This is a genomic window from Streptomyces blattellae, assembly GCF_009709555.1.
Classification (GTDB): Bacteria; Actinomycetota; Actinomycetes; order Streptomycetales; family Streptomycetaceae; genus Streptomyces; species Streptomyces blattellae.
Genome location: NZ_WJBG01000101.1, coordinates 1 through 19,176 on the forward strand (window position 1 = coordinate 1; position 19,176 = coordinate 19,176).

Annotated in this window: 18 protein-coding genes; 12 read left to right on the forward strand and 6 right to left on the reverse strand. The window is 69.3% G+C overall.

Features of this window, described 5'->3' with window-relative positions; all coding sequences use genetic code 11:
* The first annotated feature begins 603 nt into the window (after positions 1–603).
* From ltrA to GFH49_RS02315, 9 genes are all read left to right on the forward strand, one after another.
* Positions 604–1,857, forward strand: coding sequence for a group II intron reverse transcriptase/maturase (gene ltrA / locus GFH49_RS02275; protein ID WP_230396118.1), 1,254 nt, complete (start codon positions 604–606; stop codon positions 1,855–1,857).
* 454 nt (positions 1,858–2,311) lie between these two features.
* Positions 2,312–3,358, forward strand: a complete 1,047-nt coding sequence (locus GFH49_RS02280; protein WP_155054033.1) for a BMP family lipoprotein — start codon at positions 2,312–2,314, stop codon at positions 3,356–3,358.
* A gap of 208 nt (positions 3,359–3,566) precedes the next feature.
* Entirely contained in the window at positions 3,567–5,126 is a 1,560-nt protein-coding gene (locus tag GFH49_RS02285) for an ABC transporter ATP-binding protein (RefSeq protein WP_155054047.1), read from the forward strand.
* Positions 5,126–6,247, forward strand: coding sequence for an ABC transporter permease (locus GFH49_RS02290; protein ID WP_155054034.1), 1,122 nt, complete (start codon positions 5,126–5,128; stop codon positions 6,245–6,247). Before GFH49_RS02285 ends, GFH49_RS02290 begins: the two co-directional genes overlap by 1 nt.
* Positions 6,244–7,509 carry an ABC transporter permease gene (locus tag GFH49_RS02295; protein WP_155054035.1) on the forward strand — a complete coding sequence of 422 codons (1,266 nt, stop codon included), beginning with the start codon at positions 6,244–6,246 and terminating at the stop codon, positions 7,507–7,509. Before GFH49_RS02290 ends, GFH49_RS02295 begins: the two co-directional genes overlap by 4 nt.
* A complete protein-coding gene (locus tag GFH49_RS02300; RefSeq protein ID WP_155054036.1) occupies positions 7,506–7,895 on the forward strand; it encodes a cytidine deaminase in 390 nt (129 codons plus the stop codon). The genes GFH49_RS02295 and GFH49_RS02300 overlap by 4 nt, the downstream gene beginning before the upstream one ends.
* A 71-nt stretch (positions 7,896–7,966) precedes the next feature.
* On the forward strand, positions 7,967–9,250 hold the full coding sequence (locus tag GFH49_RS02305) for a thymidine phosphorylase (protein WP_155054037.1): 1,284 nt from the start codon (positions 7,967–7,969) through the stop codon (positions 9,248–9,250).
* A gap of 95 nt (positions 9,251–9,345) precedes the next feature.
* Positions 9,346–9,930, forward strand: a complete 585-nt coding sequence (locus GFH49_RS02310) for a Uma2 family endonuclease (protein ID WP_155054038.1) — start codon at positions 9,346–9,348, stop codon at positions 9,928–9,930.
* Positions 9,931–10,101: 171 nt separating this feature from the next.
* Entirely contained in the window at positions 10,102–10,446 is a 345-nt protein-coding gene (locus GFH49_RS02315; protein ID WP_155054039.1) for an STAS domain-containing protein, read from the forward strand.
* Here the strand turns inward: GFH49_RS02315 and GFH49_RS02320 are convergent.
* Both GFH49_RS02320 and GFH49_RS02325 read right to left on the reverse strand, forming a co-directional pair.
* Positions 10,330–11,346 (reverse strand): sigma-70 family RNA polymerase sigma factor, encoded by a 1,017-nt coding sequence (locus GFH49_RS02320; RefSeq protein WP_155054040.1) that lies wholly within the window; start codon positions 11,344–11,346, stop codon positions 10,330–10,332. The two genes, GFH49_RS02315 and GFH49_RS02320, sit on opposite strands and share 117 nt — an antisense overlap.
* Before the next feature lie 331 nt (positions 11,347–11,677).
* Positions 11,678–12,973, reverse strand: a complete 1,296-nt coding sequence (locus GFH49_RS02325; RefSeq protein ID WP_155054041.1) for an MFS transporter — start codon at positions 12,971–12,973, stop codon at positions 11,678–11,680.
* 62 nt (positions 12,974–13,035) lie between these two features.
* Here GFH49_RS02325 and GFH49_RS02330 point away from each other — a divergent pair, with 62 nt between their 5' ends.
* A complete protein-coding gene (locus GFH49_RS02330) occupies positions 13,036–14,034 on the forward strand; it encodes a LysR family transcriptional regulator (RefSeq protein WP_196217830.1) in 999 nt (332 codons plus the stop codon).
* Positions 14,035–14,050: 16 nt separating this feature from the next.
* On the opposite strand, the gene GFH49_RS02335 is transcribed toward GFH49_RS02330, so the two are convergent.
* On the reverse strand, positions 14,051–14,812 hold the full coding sequence (locus GFH49_RS02335) for an alpha/beta hydrolase (RefSeq protein ID WP_155054042.1): 762 nt from the start codon (positions 14,810–14,812) through the stop codon (positions 14,051–14,053).
* 113 nt (positions 14,813–14,925) lie between these two features.
* Between GFH49_RS02335 and GFH49_RS02340 the strand changes: the two genes are divergently transcribed.
* Positions 14,926–16,116 carry an adenosine deaminase gene (locus tag GFH49_RS02340; RefSeq protein WP_155054043.1) on the forward strand — a complete coding sequence of 397 codons (1,191 nt, stop codon included), beginning with the start codon at positions 14,926–14,928 and terminating at the stop codon, positions 16,114–16,116.
* Positions 16,117–16,273: 157 nt separating this feature from the next.
* On the forward strand, positions 16,274–16,627 hold the full coding sequence (locus tag GFH49_RS02345) for an ATP-binding protein (protein WP_155054044.1): 354 nt from the start codon (positions 16,274–16,276) through the stop codon (positions 16,625–16,627).
* A gap of 114 nt (positions 16,628–16,741) precedes the next feature.
* Here the strand turns inward: GFH49_RS02345 and GFH49_RS02350 are convergent, their stop codons facing one another.
* From GFH49_RS02350 to GFH49_RS02360, 3 genes are all read right to left on the reverse strand, one after another.
* A complete protein-coding gene (locus GFH49_RS02350; RefSeq protein WP_155054045.1) occupies positions 16,742–16,942 on the reverse strand; it encodes a PspC domain-containing protein in 201 nt (66 codons plus the stop codon).
* A 144-nt stretch (positions 16,943–17,086) separates the two neighbouring features.
* Positions 17,087–17,638, reverse strand: a complete 552-nt coding sequence (locus GFH49_RS02355) for a VanZ family protein (protein ID WP_155054046.1) — start codon at positions 17,636–17,638, stop codon at positions 17,087–17,089.
* A 235-nt stretch (positions 17,639–17,873) separates the two neighbouring features.
* Positions 17,874–19,126, reverse strand: a protein-coding gene (locus tag GFH49_RS02360; RefSeq protein WP_230396121.1) for an IS3 family transposase whose coding sequence is annotated in 2 segments (ribosomal slippage) — positions 17,874–18,844 and positions 18,844–19,126 — 1,254 coding nt in all. Because the reading frame shifts where the segments join, the coding sequence is not laid out codon by codon here.
* Positions 19,127–19,176: the final 50 nt, after the last annotated feature.

A 19,176-nucleotide genomic window follows, 5' to 3' on the forward strand; every position in this document is an offset into this window, starting at 1 on the left:
CGTGTGTGCCCAGCATGGGCGATTGCTTGGGGGTGGAAGTCCCCTGGGGGAAGAGGTGGTGCTAACCCCGAGCCGGAGGCAAGGGCGTCATCGTGAGGTGGGGTCTGGAGGAAGCCCGAGGCGAGACCTGGGTACCGAGGAACGCGAATCGCGTATGAGGCGTACTGGTCGGGTGAGCCTGCACGAGAAGGCGATGCCCGTCACTGCCAAGAGGGCCAGTGCGTAAACGCGGCGGGGATCCAGGGACAGTGATCGTTCTTACCTGGGGAGATCTGTCCGGGTGTCGGTTGTGCTGAAGTTGTCGCCGCGCCGACGGTCCGTGCCGGGAGGCGCGGGCTGACCGGGCAGAAGTCAGCAGAGGTCGTAGTACCAGCCGGGATGGCTGCCGGTGCGTGGCGGGCTGGGAAGGGCCGAACATCGAGTGGAACGGGTGATGTGGTGGTTGCTCGTGCTGGTCACGTGGACCGCAGTAAGTCCGCTTCGGCGGTGCCGACCGGGAAGGGACCGGTGCATTCCGGAAGTGTCCTGGCGGAGCGTAGTGGCCGGTCGGCGCACTCCACGGAGGGCGTTCACCGGGAGCGGGAGTCTTCGCTGTGGGAGTTGATGCTCTCGAAGGAGAACCTGCTCGCGGCGCTCAACCGCGTTGAAGTCAACCGGGGTGCTCCCGGGGTGGACGGCATGACCACGGCTGAGCTGAGGCCGTGGATCGCGGTGCACTGGCCCGAAGTGAGGGCCGAACTCGACGCGGGCATCTACCGGCCGGCGCCGGTCCGTCAGGTGATCATCCCCAAGCCTGGCGGCGGTGAGCGGATGCTGGGGGTGCCGCGGGTGCTGGACCGCTTGATCCAGCAGGCCATCGCGCAAGTGCTCGTGCCCATCTTCGACCCGCAGTTTTCGGGGTCGTCCTTCGGGTTCCGTCCCGGCCGGTCCGCCCATCAGGCGGTCCGTGTCGCGCGGCGGGCCATCGAGGACGGACACCGCTGGGTCGTGGACCTTGATCTGGACCGGTTCTTCGACCGGGTTCAGCATGACGTCCTGATGGCGCGGGTGGCGCGCAAGGTCGATGACCGCAGGGTCTTGAAGCTGATCCGCAGGTATCTGGACGCCGGGATCATGGTGGGCGGCATCAGGATGCCGAGCGCGGAGGGGACCCCCCAGGGTTCCCCGCTGTCGCCGGTCTTGTCGAACATCATGCTCGACGACCTGGACCGGGAGTTGTTCAAGCGCGGTCACCGGTTCGTGCGTTACGCAGACGACGTTCGTGTCTTCGTGCGGAGCAAGCGAGCCGCTTGCCGGGTGCTCGCCTCGGTCACGGCCGTGGTCGAGCAGCGGTTGAAACTGAAGGTCAACCGGGACAAGTCGAAGGTGGTCCCAGCTTCTGTCATGACGATGCTGGGGTTCGGCTTCTATTTTGCCCGGCGTGGGAAGGTTGGGATCCGCGTCGATCCGAAGGCGGTCGTCCGTCTGAAGATGCGGCTGCGGGAGCTGACCTCGCGCCGGTGGAGCATCGCGATGAACGAACGTATCGCGAAGATCAACCGCTTCATCGTTGGCTGGATGGGCTACTTCCGGCTCGCGGACGGTGCGCATCTGTTCCGCGAGCTGGACAAGTGGCTGCACCGCAGGATGCGGCAGATCCGTTGGAAGGAATGGAAGATCCCCCGGGCCCGCCGGGCCATGCTGCGCAAGCTCGGGTTCAACGAGCAGTTCTCCCGTGAGTGGGGGAACAGCAGCAAGGGCTACTGGCGGATCGCGGGCTCCCCCGTCCTCGCGCGGGCACTGCCCAACTCCTACTGGGACGACCTCGGCCTGAAGACGCTCAAGCCGACCTGGCAACGGTTGAGATCAGCTTGGTGAACCGCCGGATGCGTGACCCGCATGTCCGGTGGTGTGGGAGGAGGGCCGGGCGACCCGGCCCTCCTACCCGATTGTCCGGGGGATGCCTCCCGGGGGGAAGCGCGGCTGCGTGGGGGTGCGCGCAGCGCCTCCGGTTCGTGGTGGGGTCGGGGCCGCGGTGGGGGGTGTCCGTCCTCGGAACGGCGGAACCGTCCCTCACCGACCCCCGGAGTTGACGCCGTCCACTGCAACCCGTCAGCGCCGGGCCGCGCGATCGGCCCCCGGCCGGCGCCGACCTGCGTCATGCGGTTGGAGCCGGGCTCCGCTGGCCGAGCCCCGCGCCGCACGGCTTGGGCACGGGCGGATAACAAGGTGGACGGAAGGGGTTCTCAGGCTTGTCTACGCGCGTTAATCTGCGGCGAAGCCAGCGCCGTAGCTGAACCGTCCGGCGCTCGTACGACAGGAGCACCACACCATGCGCCGGGTTTCCCGCATCACGGTCGCGGGCGCAGCGACCGCCTCCCTCGCCCTCGCTCTGTCCGCCTGCGGCGGTACGTCCACCTCCGCCTCGTCGGAGACGGACAGCGACAAGGGCCTCGCCATCGCGTACGACGTCGGCGGCAAGGGCGACCAGTCCTTCAACGACGCCGCGTTCGCGGGGCTGGAGCGGGCGAAGAAGGAGTTCGGGTACGAGACGGACGACGTGGAGCCCACGGACGGGGAGACGGACGCCGACAAGGAGCAGCGGCTGGCCTCGCTGGCGAAGCAGGGCTACAACCCGGTGATCGGCGTCGGCTTCGCGTACGCGCCGGCCGTCGAGGAGGTCGCCGCGAAGTACCCGGACACCACCTTCGGCATCGTCGACGACTCCCAGATCCAGGCGGACAACGTGGCCGACCTGGTGTTCTCCGAGGAGGAGGCCTCGTATCTGGCCGGGGTGGCGGCTGCCAAGAGCACCAAGACCGACACCGTGGGCTTCGTCGGCGGTGTGGACATCCCGTTGATCCACAAGTTCCAGGCCGGCTTCGAGCAGGGCGTCAAGGACACCGACCCGAAGGTCGAGGTTCTCTCGCAGTACCTCACGCAGACCGCGGAGGAAGGCGGCTTCTCCAGCCCCGACAAGGGCAAGTCGGCCGCCGAGGGGCAGATCGAGAAGAAGGCCGACGTCGTCTACGCGGCGGCCGGTCTGTCGGGGCAGGGCGTGATCGAGGCTGCCGCCGCCAACAAGGTGTGGGCCATCGGCGTCGACTCCGACCAGTACGAGCAGGAAGCCCTCGCCGCGTACAAGGAATCCATCCTGACCTCGGCGACGAAGGACGTCGCCAAGGCGGTCTACAGCCTGGCGAAGTCGGTCGAGGACGGTAAACCCGAGACCGGTATCGTTCGTGGCGATCTGAAGAGCGGCGAGGTCGGTCTGGCGGACTCCAATCCGGAGTTCGCGGGCGACGCCGCCCTCCAGGAAGCCATCGAGACGGCCAAGGAGAAGATCATAAGCGGCGAGATCAAGGTCAGGACCAGCTGAATATCGAGACCCTGAGCAGCGTGTAACCGCGGGGTTACGTCCGCTCAACGGGGTACGGGGAGGCTTCTCCCCGTACCCCGTTGTCAGCGGCGCGGCGCCCCTTCGTATGCCATCGGGGCGCTACGCGCGTAGACGACCCCCGTCCCCAGGAGTGTGCGCCATCAACGCGTCCAGCAGCCCTCCGGCCGGAGCGGCGGTCAACGGTCAGGTGACCGCCGTCGAACTCACCGGAATCACCAAGCGTTTCCCGGGCGTCGTGGCCAACCACGACATCCACCTCACTGTCCGCAAGGGCACCGTCCATGCCCTCGTCGGGGAGAACGGCGCCGGCAAGTCGACCCTGATGAAGATCCTCTACGGCATGCAGAAGCCGGACGAGGGCACCATCGCGATCGACGGCGAGCAGGTCGGCTTCGGCAGTCCCGCCGACGCCATCGCCCGCGGCATCGGCATGGTGCACCAGCACTTCATGCTCGCCGACAATCTGACGGTCCTGGAGAACGTCGTGCTGGGCAGCGAGAAGCTGTACGGCATCGGCGCCAGGGCCCGGCGGAAGATCAAGGAGATCTCCGAGCGGTACGGGCTGGGGGTGCGGCCCGATGTGCTGGTGGAGGAACTCGGCGTCGCCGCCCGGCAGCGGGTGGAGATTCTCAAGGTGCTCTACCGCGGTGCGAGGACTCTGATTCTGGACGAGCCGACGGCCGTACTGGTGCCGCAGGAAGTGGACGCGCTCTTCGAGAACCTGCGCGAGCTGCGGGCCGAGGGGCTGTCGGTCATCTTCATCTCGCACAAGCTGGGCGAGGTGCTGTCGGTCGCCGACGAGATCACCGTCATCCGGCGGGGGACCACCGTGGGGACGGCCGTGCCGGCGGAGACCACGTCGCGTCAGCTCGCCGAGATGATGGTCGGCAGCGAGCTGCCCACACCGGAGACCGCCGAGTCGACCGTCACCGACCGGCCGGTCATCAGCGTGGAGAAGCTGCGGCTGGAGGCGCTCGGGGGCAAGGCCCTGCTCGACGACATCACCTTCACCATCCACGCCGGTGAGGTGCTCGGTATCGCCGGGGTGGAAGGCAACGGGCAGACCGAGCTGGTCGATGCGCTGATCGGGCTCAAGCACGCCGACTCCGGCACCATCACGCTGGCCGGGGAGGAGATCACCTCCTGGGCCACCCGCAAGCGCCGCGAGCAGGGCATCGGCTACATCCCGGAGGACCGTCACCGGCACGGGCTGCTCCTCGAAGCCCCCCTCTGGGAGAACCGTATCCTCGGCCACGTCACCGAGAAGCCCAACGCCAAGGGCGTATGGCTCGACCCGAAGGCCGCGCAGGAGGACACGCGCCGGATCGTCGAGGCGTACGACGTCCGCACGCCCGGCATCGACGTCACCGCCGCCTCCCTGTCCGGCGGCAACCAGCAGAAGCTGATCGTCGGCCGCGAGATGGAACACAAGCCGCGCTTCCTCATCGCCGCCCACCCCACCCGCGGTGTGGACGTCGGCGCGCAGGCCGCCATCTGGGACCACATCCGCGAGGCCCGCCGCGAGGGCCTGGCCGTACTGCTGATCTCCGCCGACCTGGACGAGCTGATCGGCCTGTCCGACACCCTCCGCGTGATCTACAACGGCAAGCTGGTCGCGGACGCCGACCCGGCCACGATCACCCCGGAGGAGCTGGGCTCGGCGATGACCGGTGCCGCGACCGGCCACCTGGAGCACGAAGAAACCCCCGAAGACGCCCCTGAGCCCGGCGAAGACGAGGCCCGCTGATGAAGAAGTTCGACAAGGAGCGCGTACTCCTCGCGGTGGCCGGACCGGTCATCGCGCTCGCCGTGGCCTTCGCGCTGAGCTCGATCGTGCTGCTCGCCTCGGGCAAGAACCCGGTCGAGCCGTTCACGATCATGTTCGAGCAGGCCTCGTACTCGGACATCCAGGTCCTGATCATCAACCAGGCCTCGATGTACTACATCGCGGCGCTCGCGGTGGCCATCGGCTTCCGGATGAACCTGTTCAACATCGGCGTCGACGGCCAGTACCAGCTCGCCGCCATGATGGCCGCGATCGTCGGTGCCCACGCCAACCTGCCGGCCGCGCTGCAGGTCCCGCTGCTCCTCCTGACCGCCGTCTGCACCGGCGCCTTCTGGTCCGGCATCGCGGGTGTCCTCAAGGTCACCCGGGGCGTCAGCGAGGTCGTCGCGACGATCATGCTCAACGCGATCGCCACCTCCGTCATCGCCTACCTGTGGCTGCCGGACGTCTTCGGCGTCAAGGTCGGCAACAACAACACCACCGGTGAGATGCACGAGTCCGGCTGGGTGCCGGGCATCGACATGGGTGACGCGGGCGAGATCTACGGCCTGGTGATCCTCGCCGTGCTGCTCGGCATCGGCTTCTGGGTCACCCTCAACCGCACCCGGTTCGGCTTCGACCTGCGCGCCTCCGGCGCCTCGGAGACCGCCGCCGCGGCCAGCGGAGTCGACCCGAGGCGCATGGTGCTCACCGCCATGCTGCTCTCCGGCGGCATCGCCGGTCTCGCGGGCCTGCCGATCCTGCTCGGCGACGCCCACACCTACAACCTCAACTTTCCCACCGGCATCGGTTTCCTCGGTATCGGCATCGCCCTGCTAGGCCGCAACAGCCCGGTCGGCATCGCGTTCGCCGCCCTGCTGTGGGCCTGGCTCGACAAGGCGTCGCCCGAACTGGACTTCCACGACTACGACAAGGAGATCGCGGTCATCATGCAGGGCCTGATCGTGCTCTCGGTCGTCGTCTCCTACGAGGCCGTACGCGAGTGGGGCCTGCGCCGCCAGCAGCGCCGCGTCGGCGCGGAGCTGGCCGCCGGTCACGTCCTCGGCGCCGACAACAACACGAAGGAGGTGGCTGGCCGATGACCACCGCCACCGACGTCAACCAGCCCACGCTGCAGCCCGCGGCGCCGACCGGCCGCCGCCTGTCGTGGCCCGTCCTGCTGCTGGTCATCGCCGGAGCCCTGGCCCTGACCTCGATCGTCCGCATCATCACCGGCGCCGACGGCATCACCAACGTCAGCCAGATGTCCACCGCGCTCCAGCTCGCCGTGCCGATCGGCCTCGCCGGTCTCGGCGGCCTGTGGGCCGAGCGCGCGGGCGTCGTCAACATCGGCCTCGAAGGCATGATGATCCTCGGCACCTGGTTCGGCGCGTGGGCCGGATTCCAGTGGGGCCCGTGGACCGGTGTCCTGGTCGGCATCGTCGGCGGCTGCGTCGGCGGTCTGCTGCACGCCTTCGTCACCGTCACCTTCAACGTCAACCACATCGTCTCCGGTGTGGCCATCAACATCCTCGCCCTCGGCGCCACCCGCTATCTCGCGCCCCTCGCCTTCGAGGGCCACGAGGGCGGCTCGGCCAAGCAGTCCCCGGCGGTCGACTCCCTCGGCAACTTCACGGTGCCGGGTCTCTCCGACGGCCTGCGGGACCTCAACGAAAAGGGCTGGTTCTTCATCTCGGACATCGCCGGACTGCTCGGCGGCCTGATCACCAACGTCTCCTGGCTGACGCTGATCGCCATCGCGCTGATCCCCGCGACCTGGTGGATCCTGTGGCGTACGGCGTTCGGTCTGCGGCTGCGCTCCTGCGGCGAGAACCCGGTCGCCGCCGAGTCGCTCGGCGTCAACGTCTACAAGTACAAGTACCTGGCCGTGGTCATCTCCGGTGGTCTGGCCGGCCTCGGCGGCGTCTTCCTCTCCATTGTCGCCAACCCCTTCTACCTGGAGGGCCAGGTCAGCGGTCGCGGCTACATCGGCCTCGCCGCGATGATCTTCGGCAACTGGATGCCGGGCGGACTCGCCATCGGCGCCGGCCTGTTCGGCTACACCGACAGCCTCAACCTGCGCGGCGGATCCGAGAACGTCCACGCGCTGCTGCTGCTCGGCGCGCTGTTGCTGATCATCGGCGCGATCTGGCTGGCCGTACGCAAGAAGTACGTCCAGGCGGTCATCACGCTGATCGTCGGCGGCCTGGTGTTCGCCTGGTACGCCGGCACCAACGAGGTCCCCAACCAGGTCGTCTCGGCCACGCCGTACGTCATCACGCTGATCGTCCTCGCGCTGTCCGCCCAGCGGCTGCGCATGCCGAAGGCGGACGGCATGCCGTACCGGAAGGGACAGGGCAAGTGACCGTCGACTGGGCTGCCCTGCGGGCGGTGGCGCGGGATGCGATGTCCCATGCGTACGCCCCCTACTCGGGCTACCCGGTCGGGGTCGCCGCGCTGGTCGACGACGGCCGCACGGTCTCCGGCTGCAACGTCGAGAACGCCTCGTACGGGCTCGGCCTGTGCGCCGAGTGCGGGCTGGTCTCGGAGCTGCAGCGCACCGGCGGCGGCCGGCTGACGCACTTCACCTGCGTCGACGGCAAGGGCGACATCCTCGTCCCGTGCGGCCGCTGCCGGCAGCTGCTGCACGAGTTCGGCGGCCCGGACCTGCTGCTGGAGACACCGGCGGGCATCCTGCCGCTGTCGGAGATGCTGCCGCAGGCCTTCGGGCCGGGCCACCTCACCAGGTAACTCCCGCGCGGCCCCTCCGAACCCCACTCGGAGGGGCCGAGCACTTTCTTCAGAACGCTGGAAGGAAAGCCATGGCCATGGACGCCATCTCCGTCATCCGCACCAAGCGGGACCGCGGTGAACTCAGCGACGTGCAGATCGACTGGGTCATCGACGCGTACACCCGCGGGGAGGTCGCCGACGAGCAGATGTCCGCGCTCGCGATGGCGATCCTGCTCAACGGCATGAACCGCCGGGAGATCGCCCGCTGGACGGCCGCGATGATCGCCTCCGGCGAGCGCATGGACTTCTCGTCGCTGTCCCGTCCGACGGCCGACAAGCACTCCACGGGCGGCGTCGGCGACAAGATCACCCTCCCGCTGGCCCCGCTGGTCGCGGCGTGCGGTGCGGCCGTCCCGCAGCTGTCGGGCCGCGGCCTCGGCCACACCGGCGGCACCCTGGACAAGCTGGAGTCGATCCCCGGCTGGCGGGCGCTGCTCTCCAACGAGGAGATGCTGTCCGTACTGGACGGTGCCGGCGCGGTGATCTGCGCGGCGGGCGACGGTCTGGCCCCCGCGGACAAGAAGCTGTACGCCCTGCGCGATGTGACCGGCACGGTCGAGGCCATTCCGCTGATCGCCTCCTCGATCATGTCGAAGAAGATCGCGGAGGGCACGGGCTCGCTCGTCCTGGACGTCAAGGTCGGCACGGGCGCGTTCATGAAGACCGTCGAGGACGCGAGGGAGCTGGCGTCCACGATGGTGGGCCTGGGCACGGACCACGGCGTCAAGACGGTCGCGCTGCTCACGGACATGTCGACCCCGCTGGGTCTGACGGCCGGCAACGCCCTTGAGGTCCGGGAGTCGGTGGAGGTCCTGGCGGGCGGCGGCCCGTCGGATGTCGTGGAGCTGACGATCGCCCTGGCCCGCGAAATGCTGGACGCGGCGGGCATCCGCGACATTGACCCGGCGAAGGCCCTGGCCGACGGCTCCGCGATGGACGTCTGGCGCCGCATGGTCGCCGCCCAGGGCGGCGACCCGGACGCGGAACTGCCGGTGGCCCGCGAGCAGCACGTGGTGAAGGCGACCGCCTCCGGCGTCCTGACCCGCCTCGACGCCTACGGCATCGGCGTCGCCGCCTGGCGCCTCGGCGCGGGACGTGCCCGCAAGGAGGACCCGGTGCAGGCGGGCGCGGGCGTGGAGATGCACGCCAAGCCGGGAGACACGGTGACCGAGGGCCAGCCACTGCTGACGCTGCACACGGACACGCCGGAGCGGTTCGCGTACGCGCTGGAGGCGGTGGAGGGCTCGTACGACATCGGGGGGGCCGGAACAGGCTTCACGGCGTCGCCGGTGGTGCTGGAGCGTATTGCCTGACCTGGGGTTTCCTCATTGGGGTGAACGGGATCGGTGGACCGGCGACGGCCCCGTTCGGCATGCTGGGATCGGTGACGCAACTAAAGGAGACCGCCATGAGCGCACTCACCGTGAGCCAGGACCCCGACCAGAACTGGGACGACCTCGTCCGGTACTGGGAGGAGATGGAATGGCCCGAGGGCAGCAAGGTGGAGATCATCGAGGGGATCATCACCGTGTCACCTGCTCCCGCATACCGCCACAACGTGATCGCGGAACGAATTCAGCGTCGCCTCTACTCCGTGATCCCCGAGGACTGGGGGATTTTCCAGACGCTGGCGATCGCAGTGCCGTCCCGTCTGGGCATGCTCATTCCGGACCTGGTGGTGACTCCGGTGCAGGAACGCCCGGAGGCGGAGTCCCACATCCCCGCCGCCCTCGCCGCACTCGTCGTGGAGGTGACCTCCAAGTCCAACGCTCGCCACGACCGCGTCAGCAAGCCCGCCGCCTACGCCACGGCAGGTATCCCGCTCTACCTTCTGGTCGACCGATGGGCTGCCGGAGGCCCCACGGTCACGCTCTACGGGGAGCCGAAGGGTGATGTCTACCGGGTCCTGGGCGCCGTGAAGTTCGGGGATCCCATCAAGGTGCCCGCACCTTTCGACCTCACGATCGACACCAGCGAGTTCCCTGTCGACTGATCGCATCACGGTCTTCTTTCGCGTACGACGACCATCAGCACCGGCACCGGCAGCACGACAGCAGGATCGACTCCCGGGCCGGCGTTTCCGCCACGCGGTAGCTGCTGGCGCAGGTGGCCCGGCGCCCCGATGAATTACCCCCACCCGTCCGGTCTACCGCTCGTGGACGCCATGACACCCGCAGTACTCGTGCTGGCCGGTCCTGTCACCAAGGGCGAGGTGACAGGGCTGTGCGACGACGTGCGGGTGCTGCTGGAGGCGACGGGGGCCGGAGCCGTGGTGTGCGACGTCGGCGGACTCGGACCGCCGGGGCTCGCCGCCGTCGACCTGCTGGCACGGCTGGAACTCGCCGCCCGGCGGGCCGGGGGCCGGATCCGGCTCCGCGATCCCGGCCCCGCGCTACACGCCCTCCTCGACCTGGTCGGCCTTCGCTTCGAGATGGAGGGGCAGCCCCAGCAGCGGGAACCAGCGTTCGGTGTCGAGGAAGCAGTGGAACCCGGTGATCCGGCCGTCTGATATCTCCAGGACCTGCACCGCCCACGGGCTGAAGCCGTCCGCCTCCGGGTCCGGCTTGTACTGGGCGAAGCCCGGCAGGCCGTTGACCTGGACCGGCACCAGGTGCGAACCGGCGCATGCGGCGCCGAGTGTCGTCATGAAGCCGGTGATGTCCTTGACACCGGTCAGCCACAGGTCGAACGGCGGCATCGTCATGATCGCGTCCTCGTGCAGCAACGCGGTCAGGGCCGTCATGTCGTAGCCCTCGAACGCCGCGACATAGCGGTCCAGGAGCTTCTGCTGCTCCTCGTCCAGCGGGTCGGAGACGGCGGCCTCGGCGCCCGGCTGCTCTCGCTCCGCGAGCGTCGCGCGCGCCCGCTGGAGCGCGCTGTTGACCGACGCGACCGTGGTGCCGAGCAGTTCGGCGACCTCGCTCGCCCTCCAGGCCAGCACCTCGCGCAGGATCAGTACCGCGCGCTGCTTGGGCGGGAGTTGCTGGAGGGCGGCCATGAAGGCGAGTCGCACGGACTCCTTGGCCACCGCCGCCTCCGCCGGGTCGGCGGTGGTGGGCAGTACGCGGGCGTCCGGCATCGGCTCCAGCCAGGTGTTGTCCGGGCGGGGGGAGAGGGCGGCCTGGGCGAGGGGGGTGGAGTCGGTGAGGTCCATCGGCCTGGCCCGCTTGTTGCCTGCCGTGAGCATGTCCAGGCAGACGTTCGTCGCGATCCGGTAGAGCCAGGAGCGGAGGCTGGAGCGGCCTTCGAACGTGGCGTAGCCGCGCCAGGCTCGGATGAGGGTGTCCTGGACCGCGTCCTCCGCCTCGAAGCCCGATCCGAGCATGCGGTAGCAGTAGCCGGTCAGCTCGACCCGGTGTGCTTCCAGCCTGTCGTCGAGGTCTGCTGTCGTCGCCGTGCTGTCGGTCATCGATCGTCCACCCACCCCTGTGGCCGTTCCTGTGGCCGTTCCTGTGGCCGTTCCTGTGTCGTACGCCTCAATCGCGTCCAGCACTTCGGAAGCTACCGCAGGCCACTGACATTGGCCTGCGGAGCGGAGGAACGCGCAGGTCAGGAGGGTGCCGCCCCCAGACCCCCGCTTCGGCCTGAACGGCCTCGCCTCCAAACGCCGGAGGGGCTGAAAAACCAGCCCCTCCGGCGTTTGAGGAGCGGGGGTCCAGAGGGCAGAGCCCCCTTGAGGACGGGACGGGTAGGGGCGGCGGGGGCGAGGAAATCCGGCTGCCGCGCTCGCCGCCCGCGGCTCAGCGCGTCCCCATCGGACGCCGCCGCGCAGCGCCCCGCGCCGCTGCCCTGGATCCGAACACCGTGATCGTCACGACTCCGAGCACTGCCAGTAGTCCGACCCCGACCGTCCCGGCCCAGCCCCCCGCGTGGAAGGCGACCGCCCCCGCCGTGCTGCCCGCGCTGGAGCCGACGTAGTACGCCGACTGGTACAGGGCCGAGGCCTGCGCGCGGCCCGTGATCGCCGTCTTGCTGACCGCGGAGGACGCCACCGCGTGGCCCGCGAAGAAGCCTGCCGTGATCAGGATCAGGCCGAGCAGGACGAGGGGGAGCGAGTCCGCGATGGACAGGACCAGGCCCGTCGCTGTCGTGCCGCCGGCCAGGTACAGCGCGCCCCTGCGGCCCAGGCGGCCCATCAGACGGCCGGCCGTGGACGCCGACACCGTGCCGACCAGGTAGATGAGGAAGATGGAGCCGACGATGCCCTGGGGCAGGCTGAACGGTTCTTCGGCCAGGCGGTAGCCGATCACCGTGTACACGCCGCCGAAGACGGTCATGAACAGCGCGCCGATCGCGTACAGGCGGCGCAGCAGCGGGTTGGCGAGGTGATCGCGGACCGTGCGGGCCAGGACGCGGGGGCGCAGCGAGCCGGGCCTGAAGTGCTTCGGGGCCGGCAGCAGCAGGCGGAACGCGACCGCGCAGGCCACGGCGATCGCGCCGATCACACCCAGCGCGACCCGCCAGCCCCACTCCTGCGCGACCCACCCGGTGATGACCCGGCCGCTCATCCCGCCGACGCTGTTGCCCGCGACGAACAGGCCGATGGCGGTCACCAGCGCCCTGGGGCGGACCTCCTCCGCCAGATACGCCGTCGCGGAGGCCGGAAGCCCCGCCAGCGCCGCGCCCTGCAACGCCCGCAGCGCGACCAGCGCGGGCAGCGAAGGGGCGAACGGGACCAGCATCCCGACCGTCACCGCCACCACCAGCGACGCCGTCATCACCGTACGACGGCCGTAACGTTCCGACAGCGCGCTCATCGGAAGGACGAACAGCGCCAGGGCGCCCGTCGCCGCCGCCACCGTCCAGCTCGCGTCGCTCGCCGTCACGCCGAACTCGCCGGAGATCAGGGGGAGGAGGGCCTGGGTGGAGTACAGGAGCGCGAAGGTCGCCGTGCCCGCGAGGAACAGGGCGAAGCTCATCCGGCGGTAGCCGGGGCCTCCCGGGGCCATGCGGGTGTCGTGGACGGGGGAGGCGGAGTCGGTGGGAACGGCGGAGTCGGCGTCCATGGTGGTGGACGCCTCGGTACTGGCAGGCATACTTCGAAGGTAAAGAGCCCGCACTCATCCGTCCAATGCATGGAATCGGCATAATCGTTCCCATGGTGCATCAGCAGAGGTCACGGGCCCGCCTGTCACGGTCCGGTGACACAAAAGACACGGCAGACTCGGCAGTCACGGCAGTCACGGCAGTCATGGCAGACGTGTCGCGGTTGCTTGCTCCCCGTCTCGCCTACTTCGCCGGCGTCGCGCGGACCGAGCATGTGACCCGGGCCGCGCAGGAGATGAGCGTCCCGCAGTCGACCCTCTCCCGTGCCATGGTCCGCCTCGAACAGGACCTGGGCGTCGACCTGTTCGCCCGCCGCGGCCGTACGGTGTCGCTGACCCATGCCGGGCGTACCTTCCTCACCTCCGTCGAGCGTGCTCTCGCCGAGATCGAGCGGGCCGCCGACGAGGTGCGCGCCGACGCCGATCCGGCCGCGGGCAAGGTGGCGTTCGGGTTTCTGCACACCATGGGGTGGGAGACCGTCCCGGGTCTCATCAGCGCCTTCCGCACCGACCATCCGAGGGTCCGGTTCAGTCTCGTCCAGAACTACGGCGAGGCGATGATCGAGCGGTTGCGGGCGGGAGAGCTGGACCTCTGTCTGACCTCGCCCGTCCCGGACGCCCCCGACCTCGTCGCCCGCCGCCTCGACGAGCAGAAGCTCCGCCTCGTCGTCCCGGCCGACCACCGGCTCGCCGCCCGCAAGCGCGTCCGTCTCGCCGAGGCCGCCGACGAGGTCTTCGTGACCCTCGAACCCGGCTATGGGCTCCGCCGTATCACCGACGACCTGTGCAAGGAGGCCGGGTTCAAGCCGCGCATCGCCTTCGAGGGGGAGGAGGCGGAGACCCTGCGGGGGCTGGTCGCGGCCGGGCTCGGGGTGGCACTCTTGCCGCCGCCCGCGGTGGCCCGCCCGGGGGTCGTCGAGCTGACGGTCACAGCGCCGAGAGCGGTACGCGAGATCGGCGTCGCCTGGCTCGACGGCCACCCGGACACTCCCCCGGTGGCAGCCTTCAAGAAGTTCCTGCTGTCAAAGAGGGGGAACTTGCTCCCGACCTAGCCACCGAACCCAAGGATCAACGGCGAAGGGACCGCCCGAAGCCCGAGGCGAGCGGCATCCGCAGCCCCAGCGGCGGCGGCGCCGCGAACGAGTCCTCCACCGGACGCGAGAAGGCCTGGCCGAACAGCGCACCCATGACGAAGTCCTCCGCGAGGCAGAGGACTTCATCGCGGTACTGCTGCAGGCCGTGACGGTCGGAGTGGACTTCGAAGCGGCACACGTTCCGGTTGGACTTCTTCGCGCGCTCCGCGAGCCGGAACGACAGCTCCGGATCGGTGCGGCGGTCGTTCGTGCCGTGCACGATCAGCACCCGCCGCCCGGCGAGCTGCTTCACCGGTTCGGGCGGCGCGGCCACGTCCTCCTCGGGCAGCCAAGGGGCAAGCGCGAGCACGGAGTTGACGGCGTCGTGCCCGGCCGCCCGCAGGGCCGCCCGGCCGCCCATGTCGACGCCGACGAGGCAGACGGGGACGTCCCCGTAGCGTCGTACGACCTCGCTGGCCGCCCAGGACGCGTCGCGGGCGAGGTGCGCCTCGCTGCCGTTCCAGCCGCGGTAGCGGTAGTGCACGACGTGCGTCACCAGCCCCTCGGTGCGGCCCGCGCGCGCCAGGCGGCGGCCCAGCGCCCGTACGGACGCGGCGGCCAGCACCGGGGAGGGCCGGCGGTCGGAGACCTCGTCGCCGCCGGGGAGCAGCAGTACCGCCCCGCTGACCGCCCCCGGCACCGGGCCGAACGTCCTCCCCAGCCGGGCGGTGCGAACCGGCGTCGCTTGCTGTGCCATGACAGAACAGTGTCAGAAGTGGCGGTGTACGCCACCCTGCCGCACGGTCACCGTTGCGTATCGGAGGATTCGCTCGACGCGCGATCTACGCGCGTAGGCGTTAGAGTGCGAAAATGAAGCGCCAGACTGCCCCGATTGCCCACACGGCCCGGACTGCCCCGACGGGAAACACCCCCAGCCCGGACCAGATCCGCCGGGCCCCCAAGGTTCTGCTGCACGACCACCTCGACGGCGGGCTGCGCCCCGGCACCATCGTCGACCTGGCCCGTGCGGCGGGCTATTCCCAGCTCCCCGAGACCGACCCCGACAAGCTCGGTGTCTGGTTCAGGGAAGCCGCCGACTCCGGTTCCCTGGAGCGGTACTTGGAGACCTTCTCCCACACCGTCGGAGTCATGCAGACCCGTGAGGCAATCGTCCGGGTCGCCGCCGAGTGCGCCGAGGACCTCGCCGAGGACGGCGTCGTCTACGCGGAGGTGCGGTACGCGCCGGAGCAGCACCTCGACGGCGGGCTCACCCTCGAAGAGGTCGTCGAGGCCGTCAATGAGGGCTTCCGGGAGGGCGAGCGGATCGCCCGCGCGAACGGCCACCGCATCCGCGTCGGCGCCCTGCTCACCGCCATGCGGCACGCCGCCCGCGCCCTGGAGATCGCCGAACTCGCCAACCGTTACCGTGACTTGGGCGTGGTCGGCTTCGACATCGCCGGCGCCGAGGCCGGCTACCCGCCCACCCGGCACCTCGACGCGTTCGAGTACCTCAAGCGCGAGAACAACCACTTCACGATCCACGCCGGCGAAGCCTTCGGGCTGCCGTCCATCTGGCAGGCCCTCCAGTGGTGCGGCGCCGACCGGCTCGGGCACGGGGTGCGCATCATCGACGACATCCAGGTGCACGCCGACGGCTCGGTGAAGCTCGGCCGGCTCGCCTCGTACGTACGGGACAAGCGCATCCCGCTGGAGCTGTGCCCCAGCTCCAACCTGCAGACCGGCGCGGCGGCCTCGTACGCCGAGCACCCGATCGGGCTGCTGCGGCGCCTGCATTTCCGGGCCACCGTGAACACCGACAATAGGCTGATGTCCCACACCAGCATGAGCCGGGAATTCGAGCATCTAGTCGAGGCATTCGGCTACACCCTCGACGACATGCAATGGTTCTCGGTCAATGCTATGAAGTCAGCATTCATTCCTTTCGATGAACGGCTGGCAATGATCAATGACGTCATCAAGCCGGGATACGCCGAGCTGAAGGCCGAATGGCTGTTTCGCGAGACCGCTTCCACCAGCGGTTCTACGTCATCCGAGGGCTGATCGGCGGCTGAGTCGGAGGCTGCTTCGGTCCGTCAACGCACACGAAATACCGACGGCATTCACAACGCGCCCGCATTTCGGTATTTGCGGTGGGTGGCGGGGCATGTTTACGGTTGTGAACATATCCCCGTCCGCCCTAATCAAGGACGCATTCACGATGAAGCAGTCTGCTGCCAAGACCCTCGGTGTCGCCGCGCTCGGTGCCGCCTTCGCCGCAGCCGGAACCGGCGCCGCGCACGCCGCCCCGGCCGTCGTTCCGGACACCGGGTCGGTGGTGAACACCGCCGAGATGGTCACCTCGGCGCTGCCGGCGGAGGACGTCTCCAAGTCGCTGCCGGCCGGCGACAAGGAGCGCGCCGTCGAGGGGCCGTACGTGCTCACCCCGGTCACCGGCCCCACCCTCGCCGGTTGGGCCCTGGCCCAGGGCCTCACCTCCCCGGCCTCCCTGCTGCTCGGCGGGATGCCGGTGCAGGCCGTGCCCGTGCAGGCGGTGCCGGTGGGCAGCCTGTAACTGCTGCCGGTGGGCAGCCGGTAACCGCGCCGAGCGAAGCCCTCGAAGCGCGCCGATGGGGCGCACCCCGAGTCCGTCAAGGGGTGCGCCCCGTCGGCGTTGTCGCGCCAGGGCTCACCAGGATGTGCGTGCCTTCTCCTCCGAGGGCAGGAAGATCCACAGTCCGATGTAGAGCAGGACCTGCGGGCCCGGCAGCAGGCAGGACACCAGGAAGATCACCCGCATCGTGGTCGCGGAGGTGCCGAAGCGCCGTGCCAGCGCTGCGCACACTCCGCCGATCATGCGGCCGTTGGTGGGGCGGGCAAGGGCGGTCATCGTCATCGGCTCCTTCGCGTTGTTCCGGCTCGTTCGCCCCCGGGGCGGTTCGCCTCCGGGGCGCTCCGGCCGGTATGAGGCGGGCCGGTGCGGCTGCCTCATCTGTCGTCAACACTACGGAGACGAAGGGGGCAAAGCATCGCTCTACGGTGCGATCCCGACCCTGGGAATCGTCGGGGTACGACCCTGAGAGGTCTCCTCCGTAGGGACGGCCGCAAGCCGCCTGTGCTCGGCCCTGCGGCGGAGCGCCGAGCGGCCCGCCGGTACCAGCGCCAGATGCGCGAGGCCGACACCCACCGTGTTCAGCAGAAGCGAGTCGACGTCGACGACCCGGCCGGGCACGCCGGTCTGCAGCAGTTCGATGGTGAGCGAGATCAGGGCGCCCGCGGCGACCGTACGGACCAGGGAGCCGAGCGGGGAGGCGAAAAGGTGGCCGTGGGCCAGCGGGAGCAGCACGCCCAGCGGCGCGAGCAGCGCGAGCCCTTCGCCGATGCGCCGGGCCGCCTCCGGCCAGCCGAGTGCGAGGTCGGCTCGGATACCGGCGCACGGGCTCAGGTTGGCGGGCATCATCCAGGGGACGTCCAGCGGACGCAGCGTGAGCCAGGCGACGAGCGCGAGGTGTGCGACGAGGAGGACACCCCCCGCCACACGGATGCGAATCGCGGCGCCGCCGCCGATGGAGCCTTCACACTGCACGCCCCCCTAGACGCGGCCCTCGGCGCGATCGGTTCCGGAATGTCGACACGCGGGGGTGTGAGGCATACACCACAGTGCTCGCACCAGGTCACCACGTGCCCGTCACCGACGTCACCACGTGCTCACACCGAGGCCACCCGTGCTCGGTGTCCACGTGCTGCCACCAGGGTCACCACAGTGCTCGCGTCGAGGGGCGCCACGTGCTGCCTGAACCGCCCCGAGTTCGATAGAGATCTCAGATGGTTGTTGTGACCTGGTGTTTCGTGGTTCCCAGGTAGTAGTTGGTCTCGTATTCGACGGGCGGGATGTGGCCTATTTCACCGTGGAGTCGGCGGTGGCAGTACCAGTCAACCCATTCGGCGGTAGCCAGCTCGACCTCGCTCAGGGTCTTCCAGGGGCGGCGGGGCTTGATGATCTCGGTCTTGTACAGGCCGATCGTCGACTCCATCAGCGCGTTGTCGTAGGCGTCGCCGACCGAGCCGATCGAGGCCGCGATGCCGGCGGCGTCGAGGTGTTCGGCGAGCTTGAACGACGTGTACTGGCTGCCCGCATCTGAGTGATGAATCAGCTCGCCAGGGATGTGGGGGCGGCCTTCACGGTCGCGCTGCCAAAGCCCCATCTCCAATGCATCCAGGACGAGTTGGGTCTCTTTGGAGGTGGAGGCGGACCAGCCGACGATGCGGCGGGAGAAGGTGTCCACGACGAAGGCGACGTAGACGACCCCCGCCCACGTGGCCACATGCGTGAAGTCGGCGACCCAGCAGCGGTTCGGTGCGTCGGCGACGAACTTGCGGTCCACCCGGTCCGGTGCCCGGTCGGCCGTTTCGTCGGGGATCGTGGTGATCACTCTCTTGCCCCGCACGGCGCCGGCGATGCCCATCTCGCGCATCAGCCGCTCGACGGTGCAGCGGGCCACCCGGTGGCCCTGGCGGTTCAGCTCGCGCCAGATCTTCCTTGCCCCGTAGACACGGAAGTTGGACGTGTAGACCTCCTGGATCAGCTCCTTGAGTTCCTCGTCCCGCACGGTTCGCGCGGACGGGTTCTGGAGTCGTTTCTTGTGGGCGTAGTAGGTGGATGGGGCGATCTTGCAATCGTGCTCGGACAGCACGCGGCAGATCGGCTCGACACCGCCGAAGCGGTCCCGGTGCTCGTCGATGAACGCTACGAGCGCAGGTGTGGCCGGTCGAGCTCGGCCGCGAAGAAACTCGCCGCAGCCTTCAGGATCTCGTTCGCCCGCTTGAGTTCAGCGTTCTCCCTCTTCAACGCCTTGATCTGCGCGGACTCCTCCGTCGTCGTCCCCGGCCGCTGCCCGGAGTCGACCTGGTCCTGCCGCACCCACTTGCGCAGCGTCTCATTCGAGCCGATGCCCAGTTTCTCGGCCACGGCCTTGATCGCGGCGGACTCGGTCGGGTAGTCGCCGCGAACTTCGGCGACCATGCGCACCGCGCGACGGCGCAGCTCAAGCGGATAGGAGGAAGGTCGTGCCATGACTCGATCCTTTCACGAAATCGAGTCTCCATTCGAGCCGGGGCGGTTCA

Coding starts and splice junctions, on each gene's coding strand:
- GFH49_RS02345 (WP_155054044.1), top strand. CDS start 16,274: ATGAAGCAGTCTGCTGCCAAGACCCTCGGTGTCGCCGCGCTCGGTGCC.
- GFH49_RS02315 (WP_155054039.1), top strand. CDS start 10,102: ATGACACCCGCAGTACTCGTGCTGGCCGGTCCTGTCACCAAGGGCGAG.
- GFH49_RS02295 (WP_155054035.1), top strand. CDS start 6,244: ATGACCACCGCCACCGACGTCAACCAGCCCACGCTGCAGCCCGCGGCG.
- GFH49_RS02280 (WP_155054033.1), top strand. CDS start 2,312: ATGCGCCGGGTTTCCCGCATCACGGTCGCGGGCGCAGCGACCGCCTCC.
- GFH49_RS02320 (WP_155054040.1), bottom strand. CDS start 11,346: ATGACCGACAGCACGGCGACGACAGCAGACCTCGACGACAGGCTGGAA.
- GFH49_RS02310 (WP_155054038.1), top strand. CDS start 9,346: ATGAGCGCACTCACCGTGAGCCAGGACCCCGACCAGAACTGGGACGAC.
- ltrA (WP_230396118.1), top strand. CDS start 604: ATGCTCTCGAAGGAGAACCTGCTCGCGGCGCTCAACCGCGTTGAAGTC.
- GFH49_RS02340 (WP_155054043.1), top strand. CDS start 14,926: ATGAAGCGCCAGACTGCCCCGATTGCCCACACGGCCCGGACTGCCCCG.
- GFH49_RS02290 (WP_155054034.1), top strand. CDS start 5,126: ATGAAGAAGTTCGACAAGGAGCGCGTACTCCTCGCGGTGGCCGGACCG.
- GFH49_RS02330 (WP_196217830.1), top strand. CDS start 13,036: ATGGTGCATCAGCAGAGGTCACGGGCCCGCCTGTCACGGTCCGGTGAC.
- GFH49_RS02305 (WP_155054037.1), top strand. CDS start 7,967: ATGGCCATGGACGCCATCTCCGTCATCCGCACCAAGCGGGACCGCGGT.
- GFH49_RS02325 (WP_155054041.1), bottom strand. CDS start 12,973: ATGCCTGCCAGTACCGAGGCGTCCACCACCATGGACGCCGACTCCGCC.
- GFH49_RS02350 (WP_155054045.1), bottom strand. CDS start 16,942: ATGACCGCCCTTGCCCGCCCCACCAACGGCCGCATGATCGGCGGAGTG.
- GFH49_RS02335 (WP_155054042.1), bottom strand. CDS start 14,812: ATGGCACAGCAAGCGACGCCGGTTCGCACCGCCCGGCTGGGGAGGACG.